Source organism: Zobellia uliginosa, from assembly GCF_018860745.1.
Taxonomy (GTDB): domain Bacteria; phylum Bacteroidota; class Bacteroidia; order Flavobacteriales; family Flavobacteriaceae; genus Zobellia; species Zobellia uliginosa_B.
In genome coordinates, this window is the sequence record NZ_JAHKPY010000006.1 from 137,769 (window position 1) to 149,630 (window position 11,862).

An 11,862-nucleotide genomic window follows, 5' to 3' on the forward strand; every position below is an offset into this window, starting at 1 on the left:
AATATGAGAAATATTAAAAATAAATTAATCGCACTTATTGCAATTACAGGCTTTTTGCAATCATGCTCTGATTATCTAGAACAAGATAATCCCAATGAAGCTTCTACAGATACGTACTATTCTGATCTGGACCAGACTAATGCTAGCCTAACGGGTGTTTACGGAGGAATGTTAGATACTTTTATAGTAAATGCATGGTCAGAATCTCTACGGTCAGATTTAGGAATTCATTCTTTATTAAGACCGGACAAGCCCAAACCTAACGCGAGAATTACTCCATTTTATGCCCATACCTATACCTCTGGTAGCTTTAATTTCCATAGGCAATGGAATGCTCTATATCAAGTTATCTTTCGATCCAATCAACTTATTGAAGGGCTTGAAAATATGGATGATACTTTTAAAAGTGATGACCGCTGGACCGAACAAATGGGCCAGGCAAGACTCTTAAGGGGTATGTGCCATTTTTATTTACATTCCATATACAATAACGGAGAAATCATAATCCGTGATAAAGTTCCTGGAGGTGTAGAGGAAGTTTCCGTACCCACATCAACATCAGCAGAAGTACTTGCATTTTTTAGGGAGGATCTAGTTTATGCATATAACCATCTTCCTGCTGCTTTCAATGAAAAATCAAGAGTAGACAAAGGAGTTGCCGCAACACTTTTAGGCACTAGTTATTTATATGAGGAAGAATACGGGCAAGCGCTTAACTATTTTAATGATGTCATTACAAATTCTGAATATGGGTACGCACTTTTGACAGGAGAAAATGTTAAACAAATGTATACCCAAGCAGGAGATTTTAATTCAGAATCAATTTTTGAAATAAATTACTCGGTTGCGTTAAAACCAGAAGAGTCTCAATGGTACGAGGAGAGTTTTAATAACAGAAACGCCAGATACTCTGCCATGAACGGTAAAGGTGGAGGAGCTCCAGAACATTACGTTCCCGCTGCTTGGTTAACAGAAGCATATTCTACAGAATTTTTAGATCCTTTAGACCAACGGAATACGGTAAAAGGTTTTAACGGTAGGGACAGGATTGAAGATAATATATCCTTAAGAGCATCCTCTATGATTGCACTCGTGAACGACGAACATGCTGAATTTTACCAAAAACCTACTGCAGCAATTGCTGAGAAATTCGATAACAATAAAATTTCCGCTTTCAAGCAATTTACAAATCATGACATTGCAGAGCATGAAAAGAATGTTGGTGGCTCACCGTGGAAATCAGGAAAAAACGTAATAGTTAATCGTTTAGCAGACGTTTATTTAATGAGAGCGGAAGCATATTTGGAAACCGGCAAAATTACCGAAGCGTTAGCAGATATTAATACCATAAGAGCGCGTTGGGGCTTGGCATTATTGGGGCCTGCTGTAGATGGTAGTAAAACGTATATTGCCAATGAACCGGTAACAAATATGCCATATACCGATGAAAATACGTTGAGGAAACATCTAAGACATGTTGAAAGACCTCTAGAATTAAACGTTCAAGGTATTTCTACTAGAAACATAGATTTGAGAAGATGGGGTAATGCGCAAGCCAGATTTGCAGAATTAAATGACATTAAGTACTACCTTACCGATTACGAATATGTAAAGAATGCCGGTGGTGCAACAGCAATCAGAGAAAATAGCTTATTGACAAGAACCGTCACAGAAAAGGAATTGTATAGCAATGGAGAGAACGAGTTTAAAGATGCTTCTCAAAATTACAATGAACTACGTGATTATTTACCACTGCCCCTTACTGAAACAGATAATAATACAAGCCTGTAAGATGAGTACATTGCAAATTTGGTTAATGGTATAATCAGTTCTATTATTAAATAATTATAGGATTAAAATACGTTACAGAATCACTTCATAATAAAGCAGCTACAAAATAATGTAGCTGCTTTATTCATTTTTCCCCACCCTTGACTTATAAAATGAAAAACACCTAAATTTTCTGGTTTGCGCTAATTAAATCTCCGTAGAAATCCATATTTTACATTAATAAAGCACAGTCCCAGTACCAAAATTTTATGTTGCATAAATTTCTAGTAGTTATTATCTCTGCTTAACGTTGAAACGCAATCTAACATACCCTACTACATTTCTCAATTTAAGTTTTACTTAAAATCAAGGTTATGAAGAAACATTCAAAATTTACTTTTACTCTATTGTTCTTTATAATTTTAGGAACATTACAAGCCAAAGCACAATCTACAAATATTGAACACCAAGTTTATTTGTTGGGAAACACCACTGATATTGATATGGAATCTCCATTCTATGATAGCCTGTCATCGGTTTTTCCATCCACAGCACCTTTTACCGTTATCCTTAACGGAGACCTTATAAATAGTGGTTACAGCAAAGAACCGACTTTCCAAGATTCATTAAAAATCGATAAACTTTTGAGAAGTATCACTACGTTCAAAAACGGAAAGGTCGTTATCATTCCCGGAGATAGGGATTGGGCCAATTCCAGAAAAAAGGGATTGAGCAGTGTAAACAAACTAGAGAAATTAATTAAGTCCATGGATTTCAACAATGTAAAATGGGCTATTAAAAAGGGCTGTCCCGGACCCGATATTATTGATATTACCGAACACTTAATATTGGTGTCTATAAATACACAATGGTACAATCACCCTTTTGAAAAACCGGATGCGACCACTGCGGAATGTGGTATTGCCACAGAGCGGGATTTTCTTATTGAACTGGAAAATGCAGTAGAAGATTCCGAGGATAAAAACATACTTGTGGCAGGGCATTTTCCATTAGAATCGTTAGGAAACTACGGAGGACATTTTCAGTTTTCAAAATATGTATCCCCTCCCCTTTTAGGAAGCCTTATTGCGGGTTACAGGCAAAATATAGGTTCTTCAGTAGACATTGTAAACAAGCGTTTTAATGCTATTCGTGGCAGTATTGGGAATATCGTCCTCCGGAAAGGGTCTGTTATCTATGCAGCTGGTCATGAAAAAAACCTTCAGGTTCTTCGTATGGGAGAAAATTATATCATAAATAGTGGGGCACCAACTAAGGCAAAATATGTAGCTAAAGATAAAGAACACACCCTTTTTGCTAGGGCCATTCCCGGCCTAGTGGAATTGGACTACTATAGCTCTGGAAAAGTTGGTTATATCATTCACAAATTCACGCCTTCAGGAGAATTTGAAGCGAATTCTACGGAAACCCTATTTACTTCGCCATGTGAATCGGACACAGACGCCAATTTTAATTCCGCATACAATCCGTGTAAACCTACAATCGCTGAAAAACATGGACCAAGAACTTGGGCCAAAGACACTATTGCCATAGCCGGCGATTACACTATTGGGGGTGTGACAAAGTTCTTTATGGGCGAACACTACAGAACGACCTGGAAGGCTCCTGTAAAAGTACCTTATCTGGACTTAGAACAAACCTTTGGCGGATTATCCGTCTACGAGAAGGGCGGCGGACACCAGACCACTTCTTTAAAAATCAAAGGAGGAGACGGCAGGGAATATGCCTTTCGCTCCGTAGACAAAGACCCGCTTCAACTATTGCCTTATGAGCTCCAAGGGACGATCATAGCAAGAGTATTGCAAGATGTCACTTCATGGCAGCAACCTTATGGAGCAATGGCCGTTGGTTCCATGTTGAATGCTACTGATATTTTGCATGCCACTCCCAAACTGTACATGATGCCACCATCTAATGAATTAGGTGCTTTTAAAAGTAAATATTCCAATCTTCTGGGAATGTTAGAAGAAAAACCAGTGAATGTAAAAAAAGTTGCACAACCCTTTGCTAACGCCGATGAGATTTTGCAAAGTCGAAAAATGTTCAGGGAACTTTATAAAGACCACGATAATAAAGTAAATGCCAAAGAGTACGCAAAAGCAAGAATGTTCGATATTTTAGTTGGCGACTGGGGAAAACATGAAGACAATTGGAAGTGGGCCGGATATAAGAAAAAACATGATTACCTATACAGACCCATTCCACGAGATAGAGATTACGTATTTTCTCTGTGGGACGGCTTTCTACCCTACTTGGCAGATAGAAAATGGGGAATTGCAAGAGGAGAGAATTTTGGATACAAAATCAATGATATCCGTAGTCTAACATTTAGCTCGCAACCGGCAGACAGACGTCTACTTAACGAACTTACACGAAAAGATTGGCAAGAAGCTGCTAAGTATATTCAAACGCATATTACAGATCAGGTCATTGAAGAGGGAATTAACACAATGCCCTCAGAAATATATGAACTTTCAGGGGAAGAAATAGTCCAAAAATTAAAACAACGTAACAAAGATTTAAATATTTATGCAAATCAATATTACGAGCAATTAATGGTTGGCGGTGTAGAAGTTGTTGGATCAAATAAAAGAGAATATTTTGAAGTAACAAGAAATGAAGATGGTTCAGTAAAAGTATCTATGTTCAATACTATAGATGATAAAAACATAAAAGGAAAACGACTTTATTACGAGCGGACTTTTGACCCAAAGGAAACTAAAGAAATTCGTCTTTACGGATTGGATGGCCATGACGTTTTTAATATTTCTGGAGCAGCAAGAAAATCTATAAAAATCAGAATAATTGGTGGGCCTGACCCTGATGTTATTACAGACAATTCTACTGTGCAAAAAGGAGGGAAGAAAACTCTAATTTATGAAAAGGGGAATACCTCAGTACTTCATCTTGGAGAAGAAAGCAAAATTGTTGACCATTGGAACACAGAACTCTATTCTTACGATAGGCATAGATTTGGATTCAACAGGTATCTGCCGATTGCGGCCATCCAGTACAACAGTAACCAAGGATTGGGAATAAATGCAGGAATTGAATTTACCCAAAGAAACCCTTTAAAAATAGACTACAGTTCAAAGCATAGAATAACCGGTACGTTTACAACTGAAAGCATCAACATACTCAAATATGAAGGAAGGTTCCATCATGTTTTTAGAAAATGGGATATCCAAATAGGTGGTAAATATGCAGACCATAATAGCTTTACGGATTTTTATGGCTTAGGTAATGGCTCCATAAAAGATGACGATTTAGATGATATGGATTTTTACAAAACCAGATATGATTCCTATAGTCTTCATGCCGGTATAATCAAGGATTTCTGGAAAAGAAGCCGTCTTGGTTTTACTTTCAACTACGAGAATAATAAAACAATTAGAGAAGAAGGTACCATCTTAGCTAAAGATAACCCCAATCCCCTACTTGAAACGTTTGGTCTTGGAGATGCCAATCTCTATGAAATCATAGCGGAATTAGATTTCGATTTTAGGAATAGAACAAGCCTTCCCGAACAGGGAGCTCGTTTTTTCTTTAAGCATGAAAGTGGTTTGGTATCAGATAATATGAATTCAAATTATGGCATTACCCAAGCTTTTTTTGAACAATATGCTACTACCAATGGTAAAACACCCCTAACATTAGGATTACGTTTTGGTGGTACTACAACCTATGGAGATGAAACTATTCCTTTTTATAAACTGAATTATTTGGGTCAAAATTCCAATTTAAGAGGCTATGTAAACAATAGGTTTACTGGCAAGTCTACATTATATCTTAACTCGGAATTACGTCTGCAATTGTCAGAATTTCGTACGTCTATCGTACCCATGAAGTTTGGCATAAAAGTCTTTTATGATACGGGCAGGGTTTTTTCCGATTATGATATGAATTCTGATTGGCATCAAGGATATGGTTTTGGACTTTATATGGTTCCTCTTTCCGAACAGTTTGCTATTGGTGTTTCAGCCGGGTTTTCAGAAGAAGAATCTGGGCTTATTTTATTTAGCGTCGGATCAACGTTTTAGAAAAAATTATCCGAATAAAATGCATCAAAAATAAGATTATAAATAGTGTTACGATTAAATCTTTAAGCGTATTCCCGTCCTTAAATAATAGATATTGTTCTTTTTTACGGAGTTTATGGTATTATGATTACTATCCTTTAACTTAGCATTACTACTCATAATCCTAGAAACGTTACCAAATAATTCTAGATGCTTCGTGAATTTATATTCATAGCGTAAACCAGATATTATTATAGACATATTTGCCTTATCCGCTATTTCATTTTCGTTTACTAAAAGCCCACCCTGTATGTTTGCCGTAAACCCGTCAAGCTCCGCCACCCATTTTAACCTTGATTTCGCAGAAATGTGGTATTGAAGATTTGCAGTAGGAATACCCAGTTTATAAGACCACTTCGGATGGAATTTTCTGTAATAACTTATAAATGGTAAAGGAAATGGAATCCCTCTATTTTCGGCATACGATACGCCAATTATCAATCTATATGGTTTGGATACTTTGCTATCTTTTCTTTTGTCATTTATAAATACGACATCCCCAGCAAAAACAGCATCTTCAACAGATAATTTTCGAACGAGGTTAGAGCTATAACCTATGGAAAATCGAGCTCCAAAACGCCAGTCGCCTTTCATTTTAAAGGTATAGCCAAAATTAATATCCAAAAGCTGAAAATCTTCAACTGCTTCAATATCAAAATTATCTACACTGCTGTCAAAGGAAAGGTCTATTTTACTATAGTCCATCCCTACTAGGAAATAATTACCCTCACCTAACCTTATAGGATAATTAAATGCACCCCTAAGCCGATCGTAACCTACTTCTGAGCCTCCTTTAGGCAGACGTGTATAATCTATTTTGGCAAGATCTGACAGTTGAGCTGAACAATTACCCAAACCTAGTACTAGAATTATTAGCAGTTTTAATGTAGTATATCTCATTGATGATTGTTACTTACTCTACAATCCATACGCTAGCATACGTCTAACCTATTTTTATTGAAGGCAAAAATACTTATTTAATTTAGGTTGAATAAACTTAAAACAAGATAGCTTAAAAATGACTTTTAAAACCTTATCTCGAACTTCAACGGGACCAGAATAATATCCTTCAATACTTCTTACACCTTATCGTATAAAATCATAATGAAAAAGTTAAAAACAGATAGTTTGTAAGGAAACTATCTGCTAGAACGACTTTACAAGACTCTTATGTAACATGTATTACATTGACTAAAACCATTACCAGTACATTTGCACAAATCTTAATTTATATATGGATAATATACTTCAGCCGTGGCCTTGGTACGTTTCTGGGCCTTTGATAGCACTGGTAATGGTTTTTCTCATCTATTTTGGAAAGACTTTTGGAATGTCTTCAAACCTCAGAACGCTTTGTAGTATTGGTGGTGCAGGAAAATACTCTGATTTTTTCAGATTTGATTGGAAAGCACAAAAATGGAATCTAACCGTTGTACTTGGCGCTATTATTGGAGGCTTTATAGCTGTTAACTTCCTATCGGACGGTTCTGCAATAGACCTTAATCCGCAAACCATAATAGATTTGGAAAAATTAGGGTTTGAAAATGCAGGAAGCACCCTACTACCCGCCGAAATTTATGATTGGAGTAACGCTTTGTCCTTTAAAGGCTTGGCTATTTTAGTTGTAGCTGGCTTCCTAGTAGGTTTTGGAACACGATACGCTGGTGGGTGTACCTCAGGACACGCCATTACAGGCTTAAGTAATCTACAATTACCTTCTTTGATCGCTGTAGTTGGCTTCTTCGTGGGCGGACTTATTATGACCCACTTATTACTTCCCTTAATTTTCTAAGCATGAAATTTATAAAATTCTTATTCGTAGGTATATTTTTTGGTATTGTATTAGTGAAGTCAGAAGCGGTTTCTTGGTACAGAATATATGAAATGTTCAAATTTCAATCCTTTCATATGTACGGTATAATTGGCTCTGCAGTAATGTTAGGTGCAATTTCCATATGGGCGATTAAAAAATTCAGAGTTAAAAGTATAGAAGGCAAAGAAATTGACCTTCCTCCAAAAAACAAAAGCTTTGCCCGTTATATTTTAGGCGGTACAATCTTTGGGTTAGGCTGGGCGCTAGCAGGTGCTTGTCCAGGGCCTATGTACATTCTTTTAGGCACAGGAGTTTTTAGCATGCTTATAGTAATAGCAGCAGCTACTTTGGGTACTTTTGTTTATGGATTGCTAAGAGATAAGCTTCCACATTAACAAAAACCGGAAATTGGTTACTTAAACGATTTCTGCACTCAGACCGGCCTCAAGTAATTTACCGCAACGTGGCTCCAAATCTTTATATTCGCCCGTTTTAACGGTACACTTACCGTTGTAATGAACTATGAGCGAGCATTGTTCTGCCTGTACGGGTGTATGATCGCATACATCCACCAAGGTTTCTATAACGTGATCAAAAGTATTGACCTCGTCGTTGAAAAGAACAATTTCGTTTTGTTTTACTACTTCTTCCTCCAATAGTAGTTCTTCCGATACTTTTTCTTTGAAACTCATACAATCAATTTAAAATAGTATACCTCTCTAAAATACATATTTTACCGCAACCCAATTATTTTTTTTCAGATTTTTTTCAAACTTTAACCCTGCTTTTAGACACGTGTCAGAAATAAGAGGAATATCTTCCTCATAAAAACCGCTTAAGAAAAGGGTTCCGTTTTCTTTAAGGTTGGCAGCATAAACAGGAATATCTCCCAATAGGATATTTCTATTAATATTTGCTAGAATGACATCATACTTACGATTTCCTAGCAAAGAAGAATCACCTTCAAATACAGAAATATGTCCGCAATTATTTCGCTCTACATTTTCTTGAGCATTCAGATAACACCAATTATCAATATCTATGGCATCTATATGTTTGGCATCTTTCATGGCAGTAAGAATAGCCAAAACCCCTGTACCACTGCCCATATCTAAAACGTCTTTTCCTTTAAGGTCATTTTCTAGAATAAACTGTAGCATCATATGGGTGGTTTCATGATGGCCTGTACCGAAACTCATTTTTGGCTCTATGACAATATCATATTGTACATTGGGCTTTTCATGAAACGGAGCACGTACAACACATTGATCCGCTACTTGAATGGCTTCAAAATTCTTTTCCCAAGTGGCGTTCCAGTTCTCTTGTTCTATTTCTTTCTGCTCAAAATTTACCGCGAACAGTTCATTATCCAATATTTCTAGCGTCTCAAGAATATTTTCGTTCCAATCGTTTTTTTGAATATAGGCCAAAACGCCTTCTTCATTTTCAACAAAGCTCTCAAAACCTACTTCTCCCAATTCGGCAATTAAAATATCCGACCCGGGTTGCAGCGGAGTTACTGAGAAATTATATTCAATGTATATAGTGTTGGACATTTTACTGTTTTTTGACTGATTCTTTGTCGCATTTTCCTGGCTAACCTTACGAAAACCAGAACCGGCATTCTTTACTTTATGATTACTAAATGAATAACCCTTTCCATATATAGGGAAAGGGCTTATAAAATAACAGTGCCGTTTAATAATTAGATAGCTTTTATAATGGCCACAAAATCATCTGCAACCAATGAGGCACCACCAATAAGACCACCGTCTACATCTGGTTTACCAAAAATTTCTACTGCATTACCCGGTTTAACACTACCACCATAAAGGATAGAAACATTATTGGCAATTGAAGCATCATAAGTATCAGTAATCGTTTTACGGATAAATGCGTGCATTTCCTGAGCTTGCTCCGGAGATGCTGTCTCTCCTGTACCAATAGCCCAAACAGGCTCGTAAGCCAATACTATTTTACTCCAAGCAGAGGCATCCAAACTAAAAAGAGCATTTTTTAATTGACTCTCAACCACATTGAAATGATTATCAGACTTTCTGTCTTCTAGTTCTTCGCCAAAGCAAAACATTACACGAATATTCTTATCCAAAGCAGTAACCACTTTCTTAGCCAATATTTCATCGGTTTCACCAAAATAAGCTCTTCTTTCCGAGTGACCGATGATAGCTGTTTCCACACCAATACTCAATAACATATCCGCAGAAATCTCCCCGGTATATGCACCGCTTTCCGCAAAGTGCATGTTCTGAGCTATAACCTCAATAACCGAAGAATCCAAAGTTCTAACAGCAGAAGCTAAGTTTACATAAGTTGGTGCTACCATTACCTCAGCTTGTGTATCGGGTAACTTTGCAGCTAACTCGGTTAACAATGCTTCCGTTTCAGGTAAGTTTTTATTCATTTTCCAGTTTCCTGCAACAATTTTGCTTCTCATTTTCAACGTGTTTAGTGTTATTGTATAGGGTTTGATTCTACTGCATCAACTTAAAAATCAATCAAAAGTCAACTCATCCAAATCATTATAATGTACTTTTTGTTTAATAGTTCCTTTTTCCAAAACCAATACTCCGGGATTGGAACGGACAATAGTTTTTAAAGCGGTCTCATCCGTAAAATAAAATTCAAAATTTAATCTATGGGCTTTCTTTAAAGCACTAGTCTGTTCATTATTAGAAGCAGACATACCGATTACCTTATAGCCTTTTTTGATCGCCTTGTCCGTTACTTTTTTTACCTCAGAATATACGTCCTTATTTGTTTTTCTAAGATCATATGCAATAATCATCACTAATTTTGGCTCTTGCAACAAGGTATCCGCGAAGTTCATTTTCTCCTTCTCTATGGTAAAATCGTGAATGGGTGGCTCGTATCCTTTTTGTACTTCTGTTGTTTCTACATCAAGAAATTCACCATCTACCTCTGGGTAATTGCCTTGCGTAACGACTACCTTATCCTCGCCATCTACTTTAAAACGCCATGCATAATCGTAAATAGGCTTTGGTGCATCTTCCGGAACGGTCATACCCTCACTGATATTAGCTCCAATTTTATAGGGTCTAAAATCTATGGCCGGAAGGTGATTCAATACATAATAACAGTACCCAATACAAAGCACCAATGATACAAGAGTTGCTATCCGTTTTGCATTAGCTCCAAAAATAGGTGTTATGTATTGCTTGCCTTTAAATAGAATGATAATTAATACCAAAAGAACTATATCCTTTGTAAACGATTCCCATGGGGTAAGTTTTATGGCATCCCCAAAACATCCACAATCCGTAACCTTATTGAAATATGCCGAATAAAAAGTAAGAAAAGTAAACCCGATAATCATTAAGAGCAGGCTCCATATCGTAAATTTTACTCTAAAACCTACCAAGAGCATTACGCCCAATAGAACTTCCAAAATCACCACAAAAATGGAAATAGCCAAAGCGTGGGGCTCAAAAAATGCCAAGTCAAGAACACCAGGACTAAAATACTCTTCTAACTTAAACGAAAAACCAACGGGGTCGTTCAGTTTTATGAAACCACTGATGATAAAAAGTATACCTACAAATATTCGGCTAATGCCAACAAGATATTTCATATTAGGATTTAGGGGTTACACCAAGATGAATCATTGCAAAAATCGCATAATTTACCATATCCTGATAATTAGCGTCAATACCTTCACTCACTAAAGTTTTGCCTTTATTGTCTTCTATCTGCTTCACGCGCAAAAGCTTTTGTAAAATAAGATCAGTTAAAGAACTTACCCTCATGTCTCGCCAAGCTTCACCATAATCATGGTTTTTATTTTCCATGAGCGTTTTAGTGGCGTTAGCATGTTTGTCAAAAAGAGCTATAGCTTCCTCTACCGAAAGATCTGGTTGGTCTGCTACTCCTTTTTCCAATTGAACCAGAGCCATTATTGAGTAGTTAATAATACCGATAAACTCGGAACGCTCACCTTCATCTACTTTTCTAACGTCATTTTCCTGCAAACTCCGGATGCGCTGTGCCTTTATAAATATCTGATCCGTTAAAGAGGGAAGTCTTAAGATACGCCACGCACTACCGTAGTCCTTCATTTTCTTTTCAAAGAGGTTTCTACAGGTTTTGATTACCTCATCATACTGTTCGGATGTCTTCTGCATGGCTATCCTTTCTAATTTG

10 protein-coding genes are annotated in these 11,862 nt (G+C 36.8%); 4 read left to right on the plus strand and 6 right to left on the minus strand.

Annotation, left to right across the window (positions count from 1 at the left end):
• Positions 1-3: 3 nt before the first annotated feature.
• Complete coding sequence (locus KO521_RS10560; RefSeq protein ID WP_215939888.1) at positions 4-1,791, plus strand: RagB/SusD family nutrient uptake outer membrane protein; 1,788 nt, start codon at positions 4-6, stop codon at positions 1,789-1,791.
• 353 nt (positions 1,792-2,144) lie between these two features.
• Positions 2,145-5,831, plus strand: a complete 3,687-nt coding sequence (locus tag KO521_RS10565) for a BamA/TamA family outer membrane protein (RefSeq protein ID WP_215939889.1) — start codon at positions 2,145-2,147, stop codon at positions 5,829-5,831.
• Positions 5,832-5,885: 54 nt separating this feature from the next.
• Here KO521_RS10565 and KO521_RS10570 read toward each other — a convergent pair whose 3' ends face one another.
• Positions 5,886-6,770, minus strand: coding sequence for a DUF6268 family outer membrane beta-barrel protein (locus KO521_RS10570; RefSeq protein ID WP_215939890.1), 885 nt, complete (start codon positions 6,768-6,770; stop codon positions 5,886-5,888).
• 334 nt (positions 6,771-7,104) lie between these two features.
• On the opposite strand from KO521_RS10570, the gene KO521_RS10575 reads away from it, so the two are divergent.
• On the plus strand, positions 7,105-7,662 hold the full coding sequence (locus tag KO521_RS10575) for a YeeE/YedE family protein (protein WP_215939891.1): 558 nt from the start codon (positions 7,105-7,107) through the stop codon (positions 7,660-7,662).
• Between the two features lie 2 nt (positions 7,663-7,664).
• The gene (locus KO521_RS10580; protein ID WP_215939892.1) at positions 7,665-8,078 is read left to right on the plus strand and encodes a DUF6691 family protein; all 414 of its coding nucleotides are present in this window, start codon (positions 7,665-7,667) and stop codon (positions 8,076-8,078) included.
• Positions 8,079-8,099: 21 nt separating this feature from the next.
• Here the strand turns inward: KO521_RS10580 and KO521_RS10585 are convergent, their stop codons facing one another.
• The 5 genes from KO521_RS10585 to KO521_RS10605 all read right to left on the minus strand — a co-directional run bounded on the left by KO521_RS10585 (position 8,100) and on the right by KO521_RS10605 (position 11,843).
• The gene (locus KO521_RS10585) at positions 8,100-8,375 is read right to left on the minus strand and encodes an ATP-dependent Clp protease adaptor ClpS (protein WP_215939893.1); all 276 of its coding nucleotides are present in this window, start codon (positions 8,373-8,375) and stop codon (positions 8,100-8,102) included.
• Between the two features lie 27 nt (positions 8,376-8,402).
• Entirely contained in the window at positions 8,403-9,239 is an 837-nt protein-coding gene (gene prmA, locus KO521_RS10590) for a 50S ribosomal protein L11 methyltransferase (protein WP_215939894.1), read from the minus strand.
• Positions 9,240-9,388: 149 nt separating this feature from the next.
• The gene (tpiA, locus tag KO521_RS10595) at positions 9,389-10,138 is read right to left on the minus strand and encodes a triose-phosphate isomerase (RefSeq protein WP_215939895.1); all 750 of its coding nucleotides are present in this window, start codon (positions 10,136-10,138) and stop codon (positions 9,389-9,391) included.
• Between the two features lie 57 nt (positions 10,139-10,195).
• A complete protein-coding gene (locus KO521_RS10600; protein WP_215939896.1) occupies positions 10,196-11,293 on the minus strand; it encodes a BT_3928 family protein in 1,098 nt (365 codons plus the stop codon).
• Position 11,294: 1 nt separating this feature from the next.
• Positions 11,295-11,843: a DUF1599 domain-containing protein gene (locus KO521_RS10605; RefSeq protein ID WP_215939897.1), complete on the minus strand. Its 549-nt coding sequence runs from the start codon at positions 11,841-11,843 to the stop codon at positions 11,295-11,297.
• Positions 11,844-11,862 lie beyond the last annotated feature (19 nt).